24 protein-coding genes are annotated in these 24,091 nt (G+C 36.2%); 22 read left to right on the forward strand and 2 right to left on the reverse strand.

What is annotated here, in order from left to right; translation table 11 throughout:
• Nucleotides 1–201 precede the first annotated feature (201 nt).
• The 19 genes from BLR65_RS03995 (at nt 202) to BLR65_RS04090 (ending at nt 20,409) form a co-directional block, all read left to right on the forward strand.
• Nucleotides 202–1,725, forward strand: a complete 1,524-nt coding sequence (locus tag BLR65_RS03995) for an ABC-three component system protein (protein ID WP_093792722.1) — start codon at nt 202–204, stop codon at nt 1,723–1,725.
• A 384-nt stretch (nt 1,726–2,109) separates the two neighbouring features.
• The gene (locus BLR65_RS04000) at nt 2,110–2,964 is read left to right on the forward strand and encodes a TnsA endonuclease C-terminal domain-containing protein (protein WP_093792724.1); all 855 of its coding nucleotides are present in this window, start codon (nt 2,110–2,112) and stop codon (nt 2,962–2,964) included.
• Nucleotides 2,965–3,139: 175 nt separating this feature from the next.
• Nucleotides 3,140–4,348 (forward strand): DDE-type integrase/transposase/recombinase, encoded by a 1,209-nt coding sequence (locus BLR65_RS04010; RefSeq protein WP_143122493.1) that lies wholly within the window; start codon nt 3,140–3,142, stop codon nt 4,346–4,348.
• Complete coding sequence (locus BLR65_RS04015; protein ID WP_093792730.1) at nt 4,291–4,995, forward strand: Mu transposase C-terminal domain-containing protein; 705 nt, start codon at nt 4,291–4,293, stop codon at nt 4,993–4,995. Before BLR65_RS04010 ends, BLR65_RS04015 begins: the two co-directional genes overlap by 58 nt.
• Nucleotides 4,979–6,658, forward strand: coding sequence for an ATP-binding protein (locus BLR65_RS04020; protein ID WP_093792732.1), 1,680 nt, complete (start codon nt 4,979–4,981; stop codon nt 6,656–6,658). Before BLR65_RS04015 ends, BLR65_RS04020 begins: the two co-directional genes overlap by 17 nt.
• Nucleotides 6,655–8,532 (forward strand): TnsD family Tn7-like transposition protein, encoded by a 1,878-nt coding sequence (locus BLR65_RS04025; RefSeq protein WP_093792734.1) that lies wholly within the window; start codon nt 6,655–6,657, stop codon nt 8,530–8,532. The genes BLR65_RS04020 and BLR65_RS04025 overlap by 4 nt, the downstream gene beginning before the upstream one ends.
• Nucleotides 8,533–8,640: 108 nt before the next feature.
• On the forward strand, nt 8,641–8,958 hold the full coding sequence (locus BLR65_RS04030; RefSeq protein ID WP_093792736.1) for a hypothetical protein: 318 nt from the start codon (nt 8,641–8,643) through the stop codon (nt 8,956–8,958).
• A 582-nt stretch (nt 8,959–9,540) separates the two neighbouring features.
• Nucleotides 9,541–10,350, forward strand: coding sequence for a DUF3825 domain-containing protein (locus BLR65_RS04035; RefSeq protein WP_169716885.1), 810 nt, complete (start codon nt 9,541–9,543; stop codon nt 10,348–10,350).
• Nucleotides 10,351–10,653: 303 nt separating this feature from the next.
• The gene (locus tag BLR65_RS04040) at nt 10,654–11,694 is read left to right on the forward strand and encodes a zinc dependent phospholipase C family protein (protein ID WP_093792740.1); all 1,041 of its coding nucleotides are present in this window, start codon (nt 10,654–10,656) and stop codon (nt 11,692–11,694) included.
• Nucleotides 11,695–11,793: 99 nt separating this feature from the next.
• The gene (locus BLR65_RS04045; RefSeq protein ID WP_093792742.1) at nt 11,794–12,168 is read left to right on the forward strand and encodes a TIR domain-containing protein; all 375 of its coding nucleotides are present in this window, start codon (nt 11,794–11,796) and stop codon (nt 12,166–12,168) included.
• A gap of 24 nt (nt 12,169–12,192) precedes the next feature.
• The gene (locus BLR65_RS04050; protein ID WP_245692413.1) at nt 12,193–14,025 is read left to right on the forward strand and encodes an SLOG domain-containing protein; all 1,833 of its coding nucleotides are present in this window, start codon (nt 12,193–12,195) and stop codon (nt 14,023–14,025) included.
• Nucleotides 14,026–14,042: 17 nt separating this feature from the next.
• Nucleotides 14,043–14,456, forward strand: a complete 414-nt coding sequence (locus BLR65_RS04055) for a hypothetical protein (RefSeq protein WP_093792746.1) — start codon at nt 14,043–14,045, stop codon at nt 14,454–14,456.
• A gap of 28 nt (nt 14,457–14,484) precedes the next feature.
• The gene (locus BLR65_RS04060; protein ID WP_093792748.1) at nt 14,485–15,093 is read left to right on the forward strand and encodes a TIR domain-containing protein; all 609 of its coding nucleotides are present in this window, start codon (nt 14,485–14,487) and stop codon (nt 15,091–15,093) included.
• 33 nt (nt 15,094–15,126) lie between these two features.
• A complete protein-coding gene (locus BLR65_RS04065) occupies nt 15,127–15,924 on the forward strand; it encodes a peptidoglycan-binding domain-containing protein (RefSeq protein WP_093792750.1) in 798 nt (265 codons plus the stop codon).
• A gap of 5 nt (nt 15,925–15,929) precedes the next feature.
• Nucleotides 15,930–16,286: a His-Xaa-Ser system protein HxsD gene (gene hxsD, locus BLR65_RS04070; RefSeq protein WP_093792752.1), complete on the forward strand. Its 357-nt coding sequence runs from the start codon at nt 15,930–15,932 to the stop codon at nt 16,284–16,286.
• Entirely contained in the window at nt 16,279–17,766 is a 1,488-nt protein-coding gene (gene hxsB / locus BLR65_RS04075; RefSeq protein ID WP_093792754.1) for a His-Xaa-Ser system radical SAM maturase HxsB, read from the forward strand. Before hxsD ends, hxsB begins: the two co-directional genes overlap by 8 nt.
• On the forward strand, nt 17,738–18,883 hold the full coding sequence (hxsC, locus tag BLR65_RS04080) for a His-Xaa-Ser system radical SAM maturase HxsC (protein WP_093792756.1): 1,146 nt from the start codon (nt 17,738–17,740) through the stop codon (nt 18,881–18,883). Before hxsB ends, hxsC begins: the two co-directional genes overlap by 29 nt.
• 22 nt (nt 18,884–18,905) lie before the next feature.
• A complete protein-coding gene (locus BLR65_RS04085) occupies nt 18,906–20,015 on the forward strand; it encodes a hypothetical protein (protein ID WP_143122494.1) in 1,110 nt (369 codons plus the stop codon).
• 130 nt (nt 20,016–20,145) lie between these two features.
• Entirely contained in the window at nt 20,146–20,409 is a 264-nt protein-coding gene (locus tag BLR65_RS04090) for a hypothetical protein (RefSeq protein WP_218130616.1), read from the forward strand.
• Between the two features lie 456 nt (nt 20,410–20,865).
• Here the strand turns inward: BLR65_RS04090 and BLR65_RS04095 are convergent, their stop codons facing one another.
• On the reverse strand, nt 20,866–21,945 hold the full coding sequence (locus tag BLR65_RS04095; RefSeq protein WP_093792762.1) for a permease: 1,080 nt from the start codon (nt 21,943–21,945) through the stop codon (nt 20,866–20,868).
• Nucleotides 21,946–22,151: 206 nt separating this feature from the next.
• Between BLR65_RS04095 and BLR65_RS04100 the strand changes: the two genes are divergently transcribed.
• Nucleotides 22,152–22,865 (forward strand): TPM domain-containing protein, encoded by a 714-nt coding sequence (locus BLR65_RS04100; protein WP_245692400.1) that lies wholly within the window; start codon nt 22,152–22,154, stop codon nt 22,863–22,865.
• Nucleotides 22,859–23,242 (forward strand): NusG domain II-containing protein, encoded by a 384-nt coding sequence (locus tag BLR65_RS04105; protein WP_093792766.1) that lies wholly within the window; start codon nt 22,859–22,861, stop codon nt 23,240–23,242. The genes BLR65_RS04100 and BLR65_RS04105 overlap by 7 nt, the downstream gene beginning before the upstream one ends.
• 60 nt (nt 23,243–23,302) lie before the next feature.
• Here the strand turns inward: BLR65_RS04105 and BLR65_RS04110 are convergent, their stop codons facing one another.
• Nucleotides 23,303–23,647 carry a four-helix bundle copper-binding protein gene (locus BLR65_RS04110; RefSeq protein ID WP_093792768.1) on the reverse strand — a complete coding sequence of 115 codons (345 nt, stop codon included), beginning with the start codon at nt 23,645–23,647 and terminating at the stop codon, nt 23,303–23,305.
• A gap of 164 nt (nt 23,648–23,811) precedes the next feature.
• On the opposite strand from BLR65_RS04110, the gene BLR65_RS04115 reads away from it, so the two are divergent.
• A complete protein-coding gene (locus BLR65_RS04115; protein ID WP_093792770.1) occupies nt 23,812–24,081 on the forward strand; it encodes a metal-sensitive transcriptional regulator in 270 nt (89 codons plus the stop codon).
• Nucleotides 24,082–24,091: the final 10 nt, after the last annotated feature.

Raw genomic sequence — 24,091 nt, forward strand, 5'->3', positions numbered from 1 at the left:
TTGATTTTATGTCGTTGCAAATTAAAGGTTTCTTCACTATTGGAAGAGTTAATAATTATCCTTGGAAGATTCTAATATTCTGAAAATAAATATCAAAAAAAAGTAATTTTGAGATGTTGTGAGGCAGTTGGAAAAGTTATACAATAAATATTGTATTGAGTTGCTAATAGTATTAAGAAAATGGAGGGGGGATGTGAAAATATGTGTAATCCCAGTATGGAATATGATGCAACAGCGAGTTGGAGTGGCTATACATATCAAGGAAAAGTTGCGATATATATTACTTTGAAAAAAATCAATTATTTACGTTCTATAAAACCTGACTGTAGTATAGAAAACTATTATTTGGAATTGGAATGGATGGAAGACTTTTCTATTCTATACAGGAATGACTCAGGTGTGTTGGTGTATGAGTCAATCCATCAAGTTAAAGCCCGACAGGAGCGAAAATTACCTGCATATTCATCAGCACTAATAAAATTACTTCAAAAAGTAGAAGCAGACGGCAATATACAAAACGCGTTTCTCCATACTATGGAAAATGTAGATTATCAAAATAATTGGCTAGATGAATTGAAAATAGTTTCCGTGGATGATAAAGAAGTAAAGGAATGGATTCACGATATTAATAGTTTATTGGGAGATAGCGTTAAAAAGAGTGAGTTTGTCCATACCTTTCCCAAAAAACGCAGTGACTTTTCAAAGCAATTTAAAAAATACTCGAATAAGATTACTCTTGAAAATATAGATGAAATATTGGGGAACTTTAAATCAGATTTGGAAGTAACTTTGAATAAAATACAACAAGGTTTTTCGGATGAAAGTTTGAAAAAAGTAATTTTGTATTCATACGATAATGGCCAAAAGTATTGCCCACTTGATGAAATTGATAATTTAATAAAAGCAGAGATTATCAATTTTTGGAATACCGGTACAGGCGACGAATGGAAAATTGAAGATACAGGTTTTCAGGAAATAATTTTACGATGTCTTACAGGAATAATAGATTCTCATATTATGAAACGACATAGAAATTACGGTTCTAAAGATATTGAGAAATTAAATTTTTGTGAATTTGAAGAAATTTTAAAGAGTGATGCACCTATTAAAAGATGTAAAGAGTATTATCTTTATACTATTAAGGAAAAACTGCTGGAGTATTGCGATGAATACGAGAAAATATGTTATGAGGATTGCAGTGAGGACGACAATTCACCCTGTACATTGTGCCAATTAAACGATTTTAAACACAAAGTCTTAGCGATGAATTTTGATGAGATTTGGGAATTGGTAATTGTAACAAATCCCGATATTGCATCAAATTTTGATGAAAGAGGCTTTATAGATTACTGTGGAAAAAATCGATATTTCAATCCTTTTTACAATGGGATTAAAGAAATTATTCAAAAATATGGGAAAGAAAAAATTCCAGTGTCATATATCGATAGAGATAAAAAACTGTATCTATTAACAACAATTTGTGATAATGGTGTATCCAGAAAGCCGATTAAAGAAGTATGTAAAAATATTATTGAGAATACCGCGTTGTCACACGTATTTATGGATTATGAAGTGATTATCAGCAAGGACTTAGAATCTTCATCTATTTTAAGTGATGCAGGAGATTATTTGAGTAATTTTAAAAGAGAAGAACACAACATATATCATTTCAAAAATGTATCTATGAAAAAATTGGAAAACTGTAAACAAGACTTGAATTTTTAATGAAAGACCAACTATAAAAAGTCAACAGAGAAAATCTAAAAATGTTGAGTTCCGGTCTTAATATTTATGCACAAAAAATAGACCTGTGTGTAGCAGGTCGAAAAAAGGTCGGTCTATTTAATGGAGATCAACTTTTAAGGAAGTTGAACTTTATAGGCACAGTTGTTTTTTAATACTGCATGAATCGTATAACAAAGCTTACGAGCCACAGCTCCAAGGCATGTCAAATGATGTTTTCCCTCAGAACGCTGTAAAATAAAAATAAAGTTGGCAAATAATAAAAATAAAGTTAGTAAACGAAAATAAAGTTGGCAAATTATTTTGTATAAATTACCACCAAATATTGATATACTTAAAGTATGATCAATATTTGGTGGTGTTTTTATGAGTAAATTTAAGTATGGTTGGGATGAACAAAAGTATGAGCGCTTTTTAAAAGAAGGCCGAGGGAAAGGCGAAGGAGAAAATTATAATCCATGGCTGCACATGCAAGATTTTCCATCCCATGGTCGCGTCTCAAGATCTCCGGGGCCAGGCTGGAAGACAAATAGAATTCATCAATTATTTTCTGATAATGAAAAAAGAAGTATCATCCTTTTCGGATGGTCTGATATTGTTGTAGATATTCGGGAGCAATACCCATTATTAGAATATGAAGAAACAGTAAAAATTGCAGAAGAAGCTGGAATTAAACATCCCAGAGATAGTAGGAGTAGATTTCCGAGGGTATTAACTACTGATTTTCTTCTTACTGTTAAAATGGATAATAAGCTTGTGTTGTTAGCGCGAACTTTTAAAGAAGCCCATGAACTAGATGATTCACGCATTCAAGAACTGTTTGAGATAGAAAAAAGGTATTGGCGGAATCGAGGTGTCGATTGGGGGATAATAACTGAAAAACAAATACCGAGGATTTTTGTTGACAACATTGAATGGCTGGATTCAGCGTATCATGCGACATTTAACGATTGCTCAAATCAAGACGTTTATGAAATTAGTGAAGTCTTAAAACATTATTTGGTTGAAACAAAGAATTGTCAGATTAAACAAGTATGCAAGCGTTTAGATATAGACATGAACTTAAAAATGGGAACTTCCTTGACCTTGTTACGACGTCTAATTGCACATAAGCAAATTACGGTTGATATGACTTTGCCTTTGAGTGGGACTAGCTTAGTGAATGTAGTAAAAAGTGTTAAATTTCTCGATGAGGAGAAATGTACAATATGCAATCGATAATAATTGAGGTTAATAAAGTATTTAGGCGCACACTTAACGATGGAACGGTTATAAAGGAGAGAGTAATTTGGGTAGATGAAGGCAATAACATTGCATTTCTATATAACATTGCTGCTAATACGGGATTTCCAATTGTAATGAGCCTGATATTTATTATGCGCAAAAACGTGGTCCGTTGGTTGCAACTGAAGCAAAGAAGCATAGATCTGATGCAAAGTATGTATATAAGTATTTGCGGCGTTACTGGCAAAGAGGTAAAAATAGGAATGCTCTCCTACCTGACTATGAGAATTGTGGAGGAGAGGGAAAGAACAAGAAATCTGGAGAGAAAAAGAGAGGACGTCCAAGAAACTTTTCGTCTATACTTGGCGAAGGAAAAAATATTACTCCTGAAGATCTGGTTAAATTTGAACGGGCTTTAGATAATTATCATTTCAAACGTCAAGGGTTAGAGTTGCCTGATACATATGATATGATGCTAAAAGAGCACTACTATTGTGATATTCGATATGACGAAAATGGAGTAAAGAAAACAATCCTAAAAGGTAGTGACGAAATACCTACTTTTGAGCAATTTAGATATTGGTATTTCAAAAAATATGATTGCGAAAGCAGAATTAGGTCAAGTAAGGGTGATAGATATTTTGAACTAAATAAACGACCTATTTTAGGTAGTTCGACTGCTGAAGCTTTCGGACCAGGATTTAAATATCAGATGGATGCGACCGTTGGTGATATTTATCTAGTTAGCAGATTTAACCGATCTTGGATTGTGGGAAGACCTGTAATTTATGTAATTATTGACGTATTTAGCCGTATGATTGTTGGGTTACACATTAGCTTACGAGGACCATCCTGGGATGAAGCAAGTATTGCTATTGCTAACGCGATACTCAATAAAAAAAGCTATTGCGCGAAGTATGGTATAGACATAAGTGATGAAGAATGGCCTGCTTATGGTATTATGAGTGTCTTATTTGGTGATAGAGGTGAGCTAGCCGGGACTATGATTGAGCCAGCAGCAAATGCACTAAATTTTCGTATTGAAAATGCACCACCTTATCGAGCGGACTGGAAGGGAATAGTTGAAAGGTACTTTAAGACGATACATGAAAAAGTGGAACCGTTTATGCCTGGTAGTATTAAACCTGATTTTGCTGTGCGTGGTGGACATGATTATCGTTTAGATGCAAAATTGGATATTTATCAGTTTACGCGACTCATAATAAAATGTGTGTTAAAATACAATAATTATCATTTTATGAAGTATTACCCTGTCAGTAAAGAGATGATTGCAGAAGATATAGATCCGATTCCTTGTGAATTATGGAAATGGGGCTTGAAGAATTCGGCAGGCTTTCAACTCGGGATGATGACTATGTGAAGTTGAGCCTCATGCCGCGAGCAAATGCAGATGTATCAGAACATGGAATTCGTTTTAAACGAAAACTACTGTATAGTTGCGAGAAAGCCGTTCGTGAGGGGTGGTATGTTCGGAGTAATTCTAAAGCTCCCAAAAAAATAGCTGTTTCCTATGATCCAAGTAACTTAGATCAAATTTATATTTGGGAAATGGAAAATAATTCATATGAAGTGTGCTCCTTGCTACCGTATCAGAAGGCCTTTTTCAATAGAAATGTCTTTGAATTTGAAAACTATATTGAAAATCAAGAGTTGAAGCGAAGATTACGGCAAGAAAAAGAGAAGCAAGTGAATGATGACCTAATTGCAGAGATACAGCATGATGTGGGTAAGGCAACAGAAATGACCGACCATGCTCTGCTAAATAAGCAAAGTAATCGCAATAGAATTAAAAGTATAAAAAATAATCGTAAACAAGAGGCTGCAATTGTTCGAGAAGAAAACAAATTTGTGCTTGACGGACAACGGAATAAAAGAGGATCCGCAACTAACCTTGGTAAGGTTATTCCCATACACCAAATTTCTTCCAACGATTCATTAGATTTTCCCTCAGATATTGATTTTTTAGCTCGTCGTCAAAAGGAGAAACTGGATGACAACAATAAATAATGAGGATTATATAGTTTTACCAGGGGGAGGAATTGGAAAGTGGGCAAAATATCTGCCGCAGATGTTACCGGAATATAAAGATAATCCGGTAATTGAAGCTCTTCCACCTATAATGTCTCAAGAAGAAGTGACTGACTATTTGTTATCATATCCGGCGTATAGTAATGACGAGAGAAAATTAGATCCTCATATACGAATGCATGCAGTTATGAGAGTGTTTGACTATTTTCAACCGTGGGGCCGGCACTTTGACCTTGAACAAAGATTTTCGATTGCAATTCGTCAAGGGTATAAGCACAGGAACCCTAATAATCCCTTATATGTTGGACATCTTCAAAAAAACTACCATGAGTTGAAAAGTGGGAAAATGTTTTATAATCATGCCGATCAATTAGATAATAAAGCTTTTGGCTTTACTATCATGGGCTTTTCAGGGATTGGTAAAACGAAAGCTATTGATCGAGTTTTATCCATGTATTCACAAATTATCGTGCATACCGAGTATAAGAGTATTCCCCTGAATTTTTACCAAATAACATGGCTAAAAATGGAATGTCCACATGATGGGTCAATCAAGGGACTGTGTTGTAATTTTTTTCAGGCAATCGATAGGCTACTTGGTACTTCCTATTACAAGGAAAATGGAGCAGGTGGTTGGGCGGTAAACCGAATGATGCCGGGAATGAGACAAGTTGCTCAGAATCACTACTTAGGTATGCTTATTGTTGATGAAATTCAATGTCTTAGTCAAGCCAAAAGTGGCGGTGCTTCCGAAATGTTGAATTTCTTTGTAGGATTGGTAAATTCAATTGGTGTACCAGTAATTCTTATAGGCACTACAAAAGCACTCCCGATATTGCAAGGAGAGTTTCGACAGGCTCGACGCGGTAGCGGCATAGGAGATATGGTCTGGGAACCGATGAGAAATGATGGTATATGGAATTTGTTAATGAAAGGTGCATGGAAATACCAATGGACAAAGACGAAAGTCGAAATTTCGGATGAATTCCTTAATCTTCTTTATGATGAAAGTCAGGGAATATTAGATATAGCAATCAAATTGTATGCAATTGCTCAGTTTAGAACGATTGCATTGGGAAAAGAAGAAATATTAACTGAAGACATAATAAGAAAAGTTGCAAAAGACAGTTTGCGTTTAGTTAGACCAGCGCTAGAAGCATTGCGATCAGGAAATCAAGAACGTATTGCGCAATTTTCAGATATTACGTCGATTGATATTCAAGATTATTTTGATAAATATTACTCAGAATTACAAGCAAGTATGGCTCAAGAACAGTCTAATGTAGAAATAAACGGGAATTATTCTTTAGAAAAAAGTTATCGTGAATTAGTTTCAAAACTAATCGAGTTTGAAATTGACCTTAAAATTGCAGAAAAAGTAGCTAAAAGGGCAATTGGGCAGTTAGCTGATAAATATGATTTCAACAAGGCTTTTAAAAAAGCGTATAAATTGGCGATAGAAGTGGAAAATAATTTTACTCAGAATGAAAAAAAGTCAAGACCAAAAGGCATCGATGATGCGAATGATATACGTTATATTGGTACCCAGGCCAAAATAGAGAAACGTCCTGCGTATGAGTACCTGTATGCTAGTAATTATATAAAAGATCCGTTGCGAGATTTGCAAATAAATATGGAGTGAATAATTTGTTAGGTTTTTTCCCAACTCCTTATCCTGATGAGTTACTCTATAGCATAATAGCTAGATTTCGCGTACGTGCTGCCATAGTAAGTCCCAAAATGGTGATGGAGGAAATCTTTAATTCAAGAACAGCGGCTGCTATTGTTGATTTGCCATGCAACCTAGTAGGCTTATGCTTAAATTTCCCGATAGGTTCAAAAGTAACGCCTGAATATTTAATTGATAAGCATACTCTATTCCCAATATATGAACCGTTTGCCAATCAAGATATAGCTCGAAAAGTATACAATGCGATGCTCGGTTCTTATGGGGGGAATATTCATAACCTTTTTGGATTATTAGCAAGTGCCGTTAAACACCCAGATTATCTACGGTTTTGCCCTTTATGCCTAAGGGAAGAACAAGATAAGTTTGGAGAAGGTTATTGGCATCGACTGCATCAGATACCAGGAGTGGAAGTGTGTCTAACGCATCAAAGTATATTACATGATAGTTATGTTAAAGTATGTAAATTTAATAAACATGAATTTATTTCTGCTAGTGATATGAATTGTGTACCGAAACCGGTCGAATTTGAGTATTCGCAAAAGATGTTTAACGAACTTGTAGGTATAGCAAGAGATATTGAATGGATACTTAATAACAAAATAATGATAAAAAATTTAGTATGGCTACAGGAGCAGTATATTTATTCATTAATTACTAAGAAGTTAGCAACTGCGATGGGGCGCGTTTATCAAGCTAATTTTATAAAGGCATTTAGACAGTATTATGGTGATGATTTACTAAAAAAATTACAGTCGACTGTGGACGAAAATAAGGAAGGTTGGCTGAGTGAATTAGTTCGAAAACCACGCAAGAGTTTTCATCCATTACGACATATTTTACTAATAAGGTTTTTATCAGGTTCAGTACCATGCTTTTTGGCCCAAAATCATACAATAAAACCGTTTGGTGATGGCCCTTGGCCGTGCCTAAATGCAGCTGCAGACCATTATCATCATAATGTAATTAAAAATATTGAAATTACATATTGTCATGATACAAAATTACCTGTTGGAACATTTTCATGCAGTTGTGGTTTTGTATATTCGCGGCGTGGCCCGGATTCTTCTCCCGATAATCGCTATAAAATTGGGAGAATAAAAAGCTTTGGATCAGTATGGAAAGAAAAATTAAAAATACTGGCGCAACAGGAACTTTCTGCTCGAAATATTGCCCGCATGCTCAAAGTAGACACGAAGACTGTACAAAAATACTCTAATTCCGAAACGCATTTAAATTCTTGTTCTAATCTAGAATTGGAACAAGATATTTCAAGTCGTAAAAAAGACGAATGGATCAAGCTTTGCGAACAGTATTCCGATGAATCAGTAACTTTTTTAAGAAAACTAAAGCCATCGTTATATACCTGGTTGTATCGTCATGAAAGAGAATGGATATTTAATAACTCTTCACAAATAAATCGAAAGCGGAAAAGTCACAACCAACGGGTTAATTGGGAAGAGCGTGATGCTCAAATATGTAAAAAAATTAGGCAAGAAGTAACCAAAATACTTTCTGCTGATGGGAAGCCTATGCGTATTTCTGTGAGCTTTCTTGGAAAAAGATTGGGCATATTGTCTTTCTTGGAGAAAAAAATAAACAAGTTACCTCAAACTAAGGAGTATCTTAGATTAGCAGTTGAAAATATAGAAGATTATCAGAAGAGAAGGATAATTTGGGCAGTGAAAGTATTATACAACGAAAATAAATCGATAGTTGCCTGGCGTGTAAAAAGAAAAGCGGGGCTTGGTAAGGTTTCGATGGAAATAAATAACTTTATTGAAAAGATAATTGACGGTTTAATAATTGATGAAGTAATTTATAAATGATGGTGCTAGTTGGAAAAATATTAAAGAAGAGCGCCTTCTTATTGCCTGGTATTAATGGATAGTAATTGCTTTCGGTTAAGACTAAGCGGTCAATTTAACAGGATGAGAATGGAGAATGGAAGAAGAGGCCGTCAAGCACTATGGGTTGAAATTGAAAAACAAGGGGACTGGTACTATGTTATTGAATGGGAAGGACATAAATCAGAGTTTGGTATTTATTTATTAAAGTTACCTAATGGAATTCGTGCTTCTAACGAATTACAATTAATTATGTTAGAGTGGGCTATTAATAAGAATAACAAGGCGAGAAAAAGTGATGGACTGGAACGTGGGTGGCAGCGAGAATTCATTAAACACTCAAAATCGGAAAAAATTGACTTGTTGTCTTGGCTGCTGGCGGAACGAATTAGAATACGATTGAAATAGCGATTATTTCGGGCGTGTGAAGTTCAACGCATAAGTTTGACAGTTCATCTTTATAGTCTAAGGGAAAGGCAGAACATATAAAGACACCTTCCATTGAAATATTACTCGAAACGCCCTTTCTTGCAGCCTATGTTGCAAACTACTGCACCAACTGTCAGTAACACTGTATTACTGCACAATAAATAGAGAAAAGGGAGCTTATGGTAAGCTCCCTTTTCATAAATCATTTTTGGTTTAATTATTTTCTTTGATAATTCAGTTGCGTATAAAAGAAACCTTTGTTAAATCATTATACTAACCACGTTGCTTTTTTTAATAAAATTCAAAAAGCTAAATAGTAACCCAAAATAAATCAAAGTAAACATATATCACTTTTAAACTATATTAGAAGTATAATAGCTAATTAATTTTTTGTCAAATGTTTTATCCCGGCACAGAATGCTGGGATTTAAGGGCTTAAAATTATGATACTATATATTATTCCCAAATTGTTTATAGGTTATACGTAGGATTTTTGATATACTATAAAATATGCCAGTTTACGAGCTGATGTGCTTAAAAAATAATGCGGAGGGTATTTTCATGTCTACATTCATCGATAAACCGAAATCACCGTTGTATGAGTATGCATTTTGTCAGGGATTTGCACAACACTTGGAAAGACTAGCTGGTTTAGCCTCTCCTGAAAAATGGGATTATATACGGGCTCATAACCCTTCACCTTATCCTATTCTTTTTAACTATATTCAGCACACATTTAAACGAGTTAAAGAAGAACATGATTCTTTCGGACAAGATGCACAATCAACTAAAATCTGCTCTGCTTCTGATAAAACATGTTTTAACACTGGTCTTTATACAGCAAACTATGAGCCTATCTATGGATTATTTGGACCTAATGGCATTCCGGGGAAACAAGACCGTTATTTAATAGGCTTCTTTAAAGAAAGCGATTCTAACCTTCGGCAGTTTTCCCAATTACCTGATCGGGCTAGTTATTTTAGCGATATCGCTGATTTGCTGTTTGACGCTCGCTTACCTATGAGAATAAATATTGACCATATTCTTGAGACTCCGGAAAATATCCAAAGATTACCGAGTGACTTGCGGGAAACTGACAGAAGTTACGTAAGGACATTATTTGATGGGGCTTTAATTACCGTGCGGAAAAAATTAGCAGCAAATTATAAGTTAGCAATTCCTCAATATTATAATGGGCGAGTACAGCTACTAATACCATTAACTTTAAATCCTACTGGACAAGCTGACTTGGCATTAGCTATTTATAGGGAAGAACAGCATTATGCTGGGAGAACCTGCCTTACTCTCGATATGGCTTACAATAATGCCCGTCTCATAGTAAAACCTGAAAGTGATTGGCTTAGACCATAAATTATCGTTCCATTTTAATTGTACTTACATCTTACCCAATTCGCAAAAATGTGATATCTTCAGGCCTTACAATGAGACAGTGATTGCCGAAGTTTAAAATTTCAAGGTGAACTACTACAAAATCAAACTTATATTATTCTTTAAAATTAAAGGCATTTCCTATTGGAGATGCTTTTTATTTTATCAGGTTATTACGTAATCTTCTTTTGTAAAATTTAGGCAAAATAGCCTCTAAATTGTAGCTTTATGCTATAATTGTAATTGTTGGAATAAAATAATATTTTTTGAAACGGAGGGAGCTATATGTGTCAACCTATTACTCATTTTCTGGTAGCAAAAAAAGGACTAGAACAGCTACCGTTTGTGCAAGAGAATGGCGCTTTACTAGCTTTTGGTAGTTTCGGACCGGACTTATTCTACCTATTATCAGGAAAAACGCAACATGCAGACACTATTCATGCTTCTGGATCATTCGAAGCATTTTGTTCTATGTTAAATGTTGCTAAAAACACCTATTCTTACAATGTAAAAAGTGGCGAAAAACAATTAACTTTTGCCATGGGCTTTTATGCCCATGTTATAGCCGATTGTGTGTTTCATCCCTATGTTTACCGTAAATCATTGGATCACTGGGCTGAGCACGATGTTGCTTTTGAGTTGTTGCATAAAAAAGTGGAGGCAAGTATAGATCAAATTATACAGGAAGAAATTATAGGAGATCAGATTGGTATTCCTAATCCGTTGCTTTGTTTAGGTGATGACGGTTTGCTAGATCAAGATATTGCCTATTTATTTCACCAAGCATTAACTACGGCTTATCCTCGATCAATAGGGGAAGATTTGGCTCCGTATGCTACTGAAGAAGAAAAGCATCCATTACAGCAAGCCTATCAAAAATACTGTAAGATGCCGAAGACATTATATGGCATCCATAATATTTTGTTTCGGGTTGAAAAGTATGCGGAGGGAGCATTGCCCGAACAGCTAGAAGAAGAATTTTTAGCTGATGAAAGGCAAAAACACTTACAGCGAAGTTCATGGCCTCCTAGTGATGTGATTAGCCCCTTTACTTATAACTATATTGATATGTTTAATATGGCGGCACATGGCGTTCGAATGATGGGGAATGCAGTTGAATCCTTTATACAAAGTGATGGTAATATGCAAGCAATTGATTTTTTGCATGGACATAATTGTTCTTATCTCGATCAGGATTGGAATTTAGATACTGGTTTGCCCTCATTAGAAAATACAAATAGCCAATTAATGGATAAAAGCCATTTGCGTTTTGAATATGGAATTGCAGTGTTAGAAGAAATGTATAACAAGTTGCAGCGGGCATAACGTCTAGATGAGTATAAAAAAAATCAGGATGTAGCTTCTTTGAATTTTGAAATTATGCTACTTCTAATAGTACTAATAATTTAAAAGGTGGTCGGAGAAATGGCTAAGAAGAAAGTATTTGTAAGTTTCGACTTTGATAATGATAAAAAATTAAAAGACTTTTTGATAGGACAAGCAAAATTACCGGACTCTCCGTTTGATGTAATTGATGGTTCTTTAAAGGAAGCAGCACCAGAAAAAGACTGGGAATCAAAAGCAAAAGGAAAAATTGCACATGCTGATATTGTAATTGTGATGGTTGGGCCTAAAACATATAAGGCATCGGGTGTTTTGAAAGAAATTAAGATAGCGCGGGAATTAAAGAAGCCAATTGTTCAGATTATTGGTTATAAAGATGGAGATTATGACGCTGTTCCGAATGCAGGCAGATTATATAAATGGAATTGGGAGAACCTTAAGAAACTTTTATCATAATATTAGGTGGTGCATTTCTTGAACGTGCTATTAATTCACCCTAGTCTCTCGTTATTCTCATTAGAAACGAGTCAATTTTATGAAGCGTTGCGTAAAGAGTTAGAAAAACATGTTCGAGTTATTTCAGTTGGTAGTATAGAACTTCTAAAATCTTCGTCGCCAACTTCTGGAGACGCAATTATCTTTTTTAATCGAGATGACCAAAATTATTCTAAACTTTTAATAGAATTGTTATCAGAAGCTAAAGAAATAAGATGTGAGATAATTCCGGTGGCAATTAATGAAAAAACGAGAATACCACCTACAATTATTCAGGATTGCCAGAGTTTTGATGTTTATGAGTATCTTGCAAACCGCTGTCTTTCACAGGATTATTTAGAGACTGCCGCTGTGGGACTTGCGCGCAGTATTACAGCAAAAATTCAGCCAACATTATCAAGAGATGGAATGCAATTATTTCTTAGTTATAGGCGTTTCGATGGAGAGGCATTTGCCCGTTCTTTTCATCAAAAACTACAATTGCGTTTTGAACAAGGATTTAGAGATCTTATTAATATCCGTACTGGTGAAAATGCCCAAAATATTATTGAAGAAAACTTAAGCAATAGCGATGCTGTTATTTTTCTTGATACTCCTAAATCAGGTGAATCAAGTTGGATAGCCCGTGAATTAGCTATAGCACTATCTTTAAATATTCCAATTTTATGGATTCAAATAGGTGATAGTGATCGAGTTAAGTTATCCGTAAAACCAGCGGACAAGCCTCATTTCTCCCTTCCTATATCGATGCTAAAGTCAGAGGAAGTTGACAGTACTTTTGTAGATGAGGTAATTCAAAAAACATTTGATATAGCAAGGGAACATGCCTGTGTTGTTTTTGATGACTTGCGGAGAATTAAAGCATTACGTGAAAAACATCTTGTGCTTATTGAAAAGGATAAAAAACACATGGTGTATGAGGTTAAAATCCCTCGACCAAGTTTCAGATATCAGCAAAAACCAATATCCCATTTAGTGCAATTTTATGGTCGGCGTCCTCAAGACAAGGATTATGAAATGCTTTTAGAAAAAAGCCGTTGTTTAGGGTGCCAGCCTGAACAGTATGATGCCGCGATCTTGCTAGGCATTACTCCTGCACAGTCACCCGCATACAAAGAGCATTTTTACATCGATTCCTCTAGTGAATACGTAGCAATGCTTGAAAGCTATTTTACATCAAATAATAAAGAAAATAAGCATAAAGGATTTATTATATCTGGAGCTTTTCCAGATTGTGAGCCACAGTACCAACAAAATATAACCACTGCTGTACATGCGTTTGCTCAAGTAATTCTTGATCAGGGTGGCGTAGTCATTTTTGGCGGTCATCCTACATTTCAGCATTTGATTTTTGATATGGCACAGCGACGCCGGCCAAATGACTTTATTGGCGCTATCCATGTATATGTGTCAGAGCTTTTTGTTGGATTAGGTGCAGCAGAAGATTTTCGAAAAAAAGCTACTACAATTGTTACAAAAAATATTGATGACGATAGAACAAAGAGCTTAACAGTTATGCGGGAAGCCATGATTTCTGACAATTGTGCTATGGGTATGATCGTAATTGGAGGTAAAACAGATAGTGGCGGACATAATCCTGGCATTGACGAAGAAATTGAGCTTGCCCAAAAAGCAGGTTTACCTGTATTCGTTCTAGGTTCAGTCGGCGGAAGGTCCAGTGAAATTGCGATGTCATTAGATAAACAGGGTTGGAAAAAAAGTTTAAATAAGTTGCCTATTCAACAGAATAAACAACTGCTACTAAGCACTGATTATGCAACACTCGCTAATATAGTCATACAATCCGTTGGATTTTAGGAGGAATAATGTAGAACATGGATAGGGATAAGGCTTTAGTCGAAGAAATTAAAATAATTCAAGATATAATAAAAAGAATGAATGGAAATTCATTTATGATAAAAGGCTGGACATTAACATTAGTTGTAGCTACTCTCTTGTTTAAGGTTGATGCAAAAATGGCAAATCAGGTTCCTATAGTGTTTATTCCAATTATCTTATTTTGGTTTCTTGATGCTTATTATTTGCAGCAGGAAAGAACTTTTCGGGAAATGAACCGCTGGATTGCCAACAATCGTTTAGAAACCGAAGAACATTTATTTGATTTTTCGCCTGAACGTTTTAAAAACAATGTACCCAATTTAATTGAAATGACAAAATCAGAAACTGTTTTTTTGTTTTATGGCTCAGTATCGATTCTGGTTTTGATCTATATGTTCTTTTTTAAGTAATTCAAGATAAAAGTTGGAGGAGAGAAGTATGGCGCATAAAACCTTTATTTCGTACAAGTATAGTGAGGCACAAGATTTACGCGACAGCATAATAAAGGCTCTTGGCGACGATGCACAGTATTATAAGGGCGAAACTAGTGATTCGCCGGATTTAACAGACACTACTACTGAAAACATTAAAAAAAATTTAAAAGATATGATTTGGGGAACCTCTGTAACAATAGTAATCATATCCCCGAATATGACTAAAAGCAAATGGATTGATTGGGAAATTGAGTATTCCTTAAAAGAAATAACAAGAAGTGATAAAGTTTCACGTTCCAATGGTGTTGTTGGTGTTGCTATGAAATATAATGGTGGATACAGTTGGTTGAAAACCAAGACAAAAAAACCAGATGGACACGCTTCCGTTTTAATAGATGATAGTAAATTATATCCTATTATTGTAAACAACCGTTGGAATCAAAAGCCCCAAAAGTATTATTGTGAAGAATGTAAAACTATTGACGCATTAACAGGGTCATATATTTCATTAATAGAGGAAGAGGATTTTTTATCTAACCCACAAAAATACATAGATAATGCTTATGAAAAAAGTCAGAATATTAGTGGATATGAGATTTCTAAAACCGAGTAATAATAGAAATTAATATCTGTATAGGAGGAGAAAATGCTAGAGTGGAAAAAAATGTGGGCATATGGAGCGGCTACAACTTTATGGTTTGCATCGCAATTGGGGTTAGTTGATACTCATTATGTTGAAGCGAAAAATGCTCAGCCAAACGATTCGAAGCTTAAAAACGTAAGCATGGATCCTATTTATTTAGAGAAAACCAGTACAATACAAAATTCTTTGGAAGAAATCTTCGCTACTGATAATTTGGATCAGATGGCTCATTATTCCCATCGATCACACAGTTCGCATAGGTCGCATTCTTCTCATAGCTCACATTATTCTCATTATTCCGGCACAGGTGGCAATGGTGGCAGTAGCGGTGGCGGTGGCAGATATTACAGTAGTGTACCCGCTGCACCTGAGGATGTGATGGATGTTCGTACGATCCAAAAGAAACTTAATGATCTTGGCTACGATTGCGGTGTTGTCGATGGCATTAAAGGAGATAAAACCAGAGAAGCGATTAGGAACTTTCAAACAGATTATGGTCTTACAATTGATGGCGTTGTAGGAAACGAAACCAAGGTAAAGCTGGAAGCCGTTGACCTAAGCAATATTCAAAAGAAGCTCAAACAACTTGGCTATGATTGTAATACATCTGGAACCCGTGATGATAAAACAATACAAGCTATTAAAGATTTTCAAGTAGCGGAAGGGCTCGACAGCTATGGGACGATCAATCGCGTGACCAAAGAAGCTATTGAAAAGAAAGAGGTTCCCAAACTGTTAGTTCCAGAATCGACTAAGCCCCAAGTGACAAATAAAAACAATTCCAATTCGAGTTTTAGGTGATGCTAATGACGAATACACAGAACAAGCAGCCTTTTATTACTGAGACGGAGCCCGGCGTGTTCTTTGTAAAACTAAAAAAAGTATATTATGAGCAGGAAGCGGTAATGCAAGCCTCCTATAAATTTACTAAGTCTTGTTTTATCAAGATTGATGCTGTCGAGGATGGCTATGTGGGAATATGGTTTAAAGCAAAACCTCAATTCAATATTGATCCGGAGCTGCTGTTATGTGAATATTGCAATGAGGTACTGGACCAGCAAGTAAGACTCGACCTTGAAAAGCGGTATGGGACGATCAGGGATAATATATATCAATTTGCCTTTGGCCCTATTAAAGATCGTATGGATGACATAGATGAGTAATATTAGAAGCATAGAATATAGTATACTACCTTTCAATTTTAGGCGGCTACCGCAACGTCGGTTGCTTCTAGTTAACCCGAGTGGGGAATTTAGTTTTGTAAGCAGTGATGATTTTAATGATTTGCTAAATCATAATTTGACACCCCTGAAGCCTGTATATTTTGAATTTAAAAGCAAACATTTTCTTGCGGACACTGATCTTGATATCTCTCAAGAAATGGTAGCTACTCAGTTGCGTAGCCGTAAAAGCTTTCTGCGTCATTTCACCTCTTTGCATATGATCGTTGTAACGGCGCGATGTAACTTTATTTGTGATTACTGTCATGCTTCTAGTGCATCGCTTGAACAACAACGCGTTGATATGACTTGGCAGGTTGCAAAAAAAACAGTGGATCTAATCTTTTCTTCTCCATCTCCAGTGCTCAAAATTGAGTTTCAGGGGGGAGAACCACTATTAAATTGGCCAATCATTAAAGCAATTGTCCAATATAGTAAATTTCTGAATCGATTCGCTAAACGGCAACTTGAGTTTGTCATCTGTACTAATTTGACGCTTCTTACTGATGAAATGATTGCTTTTATTAAAAAACATGAGCTTATTATTTCTACTTCACTGGATGGACCCAAACATATCCAAGACTGTCACCGCAAAACCCGCGAAGGATTTAGTGGCTACGACGCTTTTCGGAAAAACCTACAGCGACTACGCGAAGCTATTGGGTCTGAAGCTAGTTCAGCCTTGCTGACTATTACCAGGACTAGTCTCAGCAAATTACCGGAGGTTATTGATCACTACTTGGAATTGGGCTTTGATGGTGTATTTCTACGGGCGCTAAACCCTTATGGTTTTGCCCAGCAGAACATGGCAAAACTGGGGTATTCCATGGAAGAGTTTGTCGTTGCCTATAAACATATTTTACGTTATCTGATTGATTTAAATTTGCAGGGAACACCCTTCACCGAATACTATACAACTCTGTTATTGCAGCGAATTTTCACACCCTTTTCTACTGGATTTGTGGATTTACAGTCGCCTTCCGGGGCGGCAATCAGTGGAGTGATTTATGATTTTAATGGTGAAGTATATCCGACTGATGAAGCACGAATGTTGGCGCGTACCGGTGAAAAACACTTTCGGATGGGACATGTTTTGAAAAACAGTTATGAAGAGATCTTTGCCGGAGATTTGGTGAAAGAACTGGTCAAAAAATCTTGTATTGAAGTATTACCAGGTTGCGCTTCCTGCGTATTCCAAGCCTACTGTGGTGTTGATCCTGTCCGAAACTACGTGGAAACAAAAGATATAGTCGGGCATCGGCCTAGTAGTGATTTTTGCAAAAAGAATACTTTGATTTTAGAACATTTATTTCAGTTAATTGATGAAAACGATCCGGATGTTATGGATGTCTTTTGGTCTTGGATAACTCGACGCCCCTTGGAGGAAGTACGGCATGATAGCTTTAAATGGGAACGTAATTAATATTAAATACCCTATAGTGGGGATTGTTACCACTACGCCAGTAAATTTGCTCATACGGCACAAAAGAATATTGGTTTCTACCAATATTGACACGGTTGTCTTTGGCTATGCTTGCTGTATTACCAGTCAGACTATTACTTCTAGAAGCAATGGTGCATTAGTACATTCGGTATCTAATTTAGAACTATTAAATGACGGTGATATTGTACTCATTACGCCCGAAGGCAGAATTAACATTATGTTCCAAAGTGGTCACGACGATCATACTGTATTTATTACCAACCGCTGTAATAGTCGTTGTATCATGTGCCCTCAGCCACCAAGTGATGATCCACCTGATTTATACGATATCAACGAAAAAGTCTTATCGTTAATTAAAAAAGAAAGTTTAAAGTATATCGGTATTACCGGTGGTGAACCGACGGTTGTCTTAGACCAGCTAACTCAGACCTTGAGTTACTTAAATAACCATTTTCCCGACACCTTTATTTCTTTATTAACCAATGGCCGCAGATTTCAGGATTTTGATGTAGCAAGGCAAGTTGTTGCCGCAGAAAACAAGAAGCTGCTATTTTGTATTCCTATTTATGCCGATAACGATGTTCAGCATGATGGTATTGTAGGTATAAAAGGTGCATTCCAGGATACTATTCAGGGAATTTATAATCTCTATCGCCTAAGACGGAGAATTGAAATCCGTATTGTTGTTGTGCGGCAAAACTTTACTCGAATAGTAGCATTGTCGGAATTCATTTATCGCAATTTACCATTTGTCGCTCATATTGCCTTTATGGGGATGGAGTATACCGGAAAGGCCGAACAACATCTTGAAGATTTATGGATTGATCCTAGAGAGTTTAGTCAGCAATTGTATGAAGCAGTTTGGCTTTTACATCTTCGAAATATGAATGTATCTATTTATAATATACCGCTTTGCTTACTAGAAAAGCCTTTATGGGGATTTGCACGAGACAGTATCTCAAGATGGAAAAAAAACTATCTAGATCAATGTACTTATTGCTCAGTAAAGGCCAGATGCTGCGGGATTTTTGAAACATCCTGTATGCAAAGTACTTGGATAAGCCCACAAAGTAATGGCTGCCAGCATAATAAATAGTTATTACGTTCTAAAACTGTGAATGAAAGGGACAAAATTGAATAACATAGAGAGAAAGAATTCCGAAGAAAAAGAATCTGATAATAAAGTTACTAAGAGATCATCTATAGTTTCTAGTATTTTGTTTAGTGTGATACTGAATTTGATTTGGTTTCTCTTAAATATTCTTAAGGATGGTAGTTATAGGGTTGAGGACAATGCTATGACTGCAATACTTTCTTATTATCTAATAAGTTTAATTGCTCTATTAACATGGATAAGCATTCCTCTATTCTTATTTTGCAGTTGTAATGTAATCAATATATTCAGAGAAAATAGTTTCTCTGAACAATTTAATAATAGTTTATTTTGGTTAGCTGTGAAAAATTTTGTAGCGGCATCTTTAATGCTAATATTTTTATTTCCAGGACTTTATATGTTATTTAAATTTGAATCCTATTTAGAATTGGGAATAGCTATCGCTGTATTAGTCATTATTTTTTGTGTTTTTCTTTATTGGATTGAAAGAAAAAAAATATATACGCATAATCTAGTAAAAGTGCAAATTTTTATTCTGATTTGTTTTACTGTTATTCTATTGTTTGGGAATAATTATGTAACAACCCCACGTTTAATTATAGAAAAAGAGAGATATGGAACTAATGATAAGAGTGTAATTATAGAAATTCGGGGACAACACATTTTATCTAAGGCTAAAATGATTAACACAAATAATAAAACAGAAATTCCTGTTACTAGCTATTCAGCTAACAATATTTCATATGTCGTTGCTGATTTAACAGCACCTTCTGCTATTGCTGGTGTATATAAAATTGAAATTGAAGCGAAAGGTAATATGTTAAAACATACTATCTTCTATACCTTTGACGGAAGTAGCGAAGAAAAAGAAAAGTATATCGATAAATATTTATTAAGAGCTAAAAGTAAAATGACAAATTGCCAAATTAATGATACTGCCGAAGATTTACTTAAGCTAAAAAATTTACTTATTTCGGAAAAAAATAATGAAGCGGCAGAAACCCTTGCAACGCTTAAAAATAAAAAAATTCCGATAGACTCATTGATGATTTTACAAGAGCTTTATCGGAACCCTATAGTAAATAATAGCAGTAAAGCACGTAATTTTATTTAGAAGAATGGATAAGATATCATACCTTGTATTTAGAATACAAATATATGTAAATTAAGCATAATATGCAATTAAATACAAGAAATGAATAAGAAACTATAACTCTTAAATCCATAATCCAACTTTCGGTTGTGTGGCTACCGGTCGAACGAAAAGCGAAGTGTATGACAATATTCGAAAAGCTATAGAAATGCACCCAAAAGGGCTAATGGAGGATAAGGAATGGCAACTTGCTAAATTTATTTCAAAATATAAGGCCGCTTTTCCAGAAAGGCCAGTGCCGAATAGAAAAACAGTCGAGCGATGGATTGGTGAGATGGTTCAAAATACGGGAAATATCATTTACCCTATGGTTGGAAGCTTTGGCGAGACTTATCCGAAATGGTTCAAAGTGTAGCACAAACTCTTATCAGGATTATGAGCGATATGGAAGGCACGATGAAAGGACAAGATTAATATGTATTATGTTGTATGTAGATACACCATGGCAGAAAATAAATTATGAAAGACAAGAAATCGCGTTTTGAAAGGAATAGATCTTAGATTGTGTTAAATCCATTATGACAGTGATGCTCCCTACTAGTAAGCACCATACTAGTAGGAGTTTTTTATTTTATTGGCTTCAGCCAGTGGTGTGCGAGATTTTTGTTAACCACAATAAGTGTGATTGTAAGTTTGTTGATGGCACAAATGTTGAGCGTGAAATTGACTAGAATAGATATTAGAAAAATAGCCGGAAGAGAGGCTTCAAACTCTCTAACCGACTGTTTTAATATGAATTATTCGTTGCATGTATTAAACTAACTTGATAATCTAATATGTTTACTTCGAAGTAGCCTCTTCTAATACTTCATTACAAAATTGCTGTAGCTACAAAGCCACTGATTATACCGATGATGACAACGGATACTACCACAAATAATAATATCGTTTTGGGAAAAGCACGATTTATGATTAAGAGTGAAGGCAGGCTTACCGCAGGTAACGTTATAAGTAATGCGGCAGCAGGTCCAACACCAAGGCCGAATGCCATTAATGTTTGAATGATTGGGATTTCTGCGGCAGTAGGTATAACGAATAGTGTCCCGGCAACAGCCAAACCGATAATAGCTAAGGCACTATTGCCAGCTTCCGGTCCTAGAACGGGAAATAACCACGCCCTAAGAGCTCCTAAGATAAATACTATTATCAGGTAAGCGGGAATAGTATCGATAATTAAGCGACCTAATGCTTGCAGCCATCTACTAAATAAAGCATTACCTTCCAATGAAGAGATTTCTTCCTTCAGCATAGTTGAAGGGGCAATAGTTTCACCTGACAGACGATTAGCTAATGTTGAAATACCAAATACCAAAATAAGACCGGCGACAATTCTAAATATCGCAAATTCCCAAGATAAAACAAATCCCATAAATATTATTGTAGCTGGATTTAGCACTGGATTACCCAAGAAGAAAGCCAAAGAGGCACCAACGGAAGCAGAGCGCTCTCTAAGACCCACTGTGACTGGAGCGGCGCAGCAGGAGCACATCATTCCGGGGAGAGAAGCTACTCCAGCCCAAGCGGTACTGCGGAATCGCTGACTGCCCAAAACATTAATCACCCAATGTTTTGGAATCAAAACTTGTACCAACGAGCCCAAGAGGAGTCCTAAAACAACTGCCTTCCAAACGGCTTTAAAATAAGCGGTTGCATAGCCTAATGCAGCATCCCAGGAGGGAGCAGGTGCGGCTGCAATTTTGCCGGTAATAATCGAAGTTCCTATAGAATGAGTTGTTGCAGCAATAAACGCACGATCATAATATGGATCCCATTTTACGTAAAATAGACCTATGACAGCAACTAATAAAAAGATAAGCGGAAATATTATAAGATTTTTGTTGTGTACAGAGGTATTATTAACTTTTGTTTCGCACAAAGTTTTTTCGGACATTAGTATTCTCCTCAAGAAGTCATATTTAAACTACAAGATATAATATTTCTATATTACACATAAGAATTATTTATGGCAAGTAAAGTTAATATAAGTTCTTCATAAAATATTCATAATTTCTTCATATGGAAAGAGTAGAATGAGTTTAACGAATCTTTAAAGTAGGTGACGACTATATGAAGAAGTTACTGATTTGGCTTATTCTTATGATATCGTTGATAACGACTGGAATAGCGTCAGCACAGGCGAACATACCGCCTGCACCAGTCAGCAGTCGGTATGTTCAAGATTATGCTGGCGTATTATCTGACGAAACTAAATCTAAGATTAATAAACTAGGTAGCAAGATAAGGGAAAGCACCTCGGCGCAAGTGGTTGTAGTTACGGTAAATTCGTTAGAGGGTGTGCCTATTGAAGAGTACTCACTTGGCATTCTGCGTAACTGGGGGATTGGTGACAAGAAGCAGAATAATGGTGTTCTTATGCTAATTGCGGTTAATGATAGGCAGTCTCGAATAGAGGTGGGTTATGGGCTAGAGGGCGTACTCAATGACGCCAAAGCGGGGAGAATTTTGGATGAGTCGGTACTTCCGTATTTTCAGCAGGGCGAATATAATCGGGGAGTGTGGACAGGGTATAAGGCGTTAGTTAGTACAGTGTCTGGGGAATACAAAGATGCTCGTAACGAAAAAAATAGAACAACTGGTTCTAACCAAGGGATTAATGCCTGGTGGAATGGTTTGCCCGTATGGATACAATGGATAGCTTTTTTTGGACTGGCAGCACTTATTGCAGGTGACTGGATATTCTTTGGCGGTAGTATCACATTACTATTGTTCTCGCTCTTACGCTTCCGAAGCGGTGGAGGCGGATATGGTGGCGGTTCGGGCGGAGGCGGAGGCGCTGACCGTAAATGGTAGGTATAACAAGGGCCGATAAAGTATTAGGTGTTTTGCTGCTTCTTGTATCTGTTGTCGGTATTGGACTTAATCTTTTCATAGCGTCAGCGTCCGGAGAACAAACTGCTGAAATTTGGGTAGAGGGTGCCTTATATAAAACTGTTCCCCTTAAAGAGGGGTTTAAGCAAGAAATACGGATTGGTGGCGACTCTCACTACGATATCATTGAGGTTCAAGGTACTAAAATCCGGGTACGCGAAGCAGACTGCCCTGATAAAGATTGTATTAAAATGGGCTGGATCGATCATGCCCCACAGCAAATTGTATGTCTTCCTTACCGCATTGTCATCAAGGTTATCTCTTCCGCTCCTGTTGATATTGATACAATTCTACGTTAGTGAAAACTAAAACGCCCCGTTACTTAAGAATATTTGCTTAAGTGACGGGGCGTTTGGTTATTATTGAGCCATTTTCCTGCATTCGGCTGCACACATTTTGCATGCATCAGCACATTTTTGACAATGAGGATCTTTGAACTGAGCGCAGTCAGTAGCGCATGCCTCGCAAATAGTTGCACAAAGGGAACATAGCTGCCTAGAGTGATGACTGCCACGAGCCATATACTGAGCAGCCATAGAGCATATATCAGCACAATCGCGGAGCATATTGATGCAATGGGTTCTTGCTGTGACATCGGCCTCTTTTAGGCAAAGCGATAAACATTCTTCGCAGGCTTGCATGCAGCCGTTGCAGGCATCAATACAAGTTTGCATTTTGGCTGGTGCGTCTAATACTGTAGGCATACTTCTAGAATTCCTCCTTATATTTTTTTCAGTGTTATCTTTTCCAATGATATCTTCATTATTCGGATTGTAAATAAAAAATTGCCCAAAATAAGAGTATTGACAGTTAATAAATTTAGACTTACAATATATACTATACGGGGGTATAGTATAGGGGGAGTTATATGTTGAACGAAACGGAACAAGCAGATATTAAGAAAAGGCTGAAAAGAATCGGCGGACAAATAAATGGCATCGAAAAAATGGTTGATGAGCGCCGTTATTGTGTAGATGTTTTGCAGCAAATAATGGCAGCAAGAGCTGCACTTAATCAGGTTGCACTCATTATGCTTGAAAGCCACACCAAAAGCTGTGTTGTTACTGCAATTAAGGAAAACCGCACCGATGAAACTATCGATGAATTGATAAGCGTCTTATCAAAATTTACAAGGTAAAGTATACAAC

It is taken from the genome of Sporomusa acidovorans (assembly GCF_900101845.1).
GTDB lineage: Bacteria > Bacillota > Negativicutes > Sporomusales > Sporomusaceae > Sporomusa > Sporomusa acidovorans.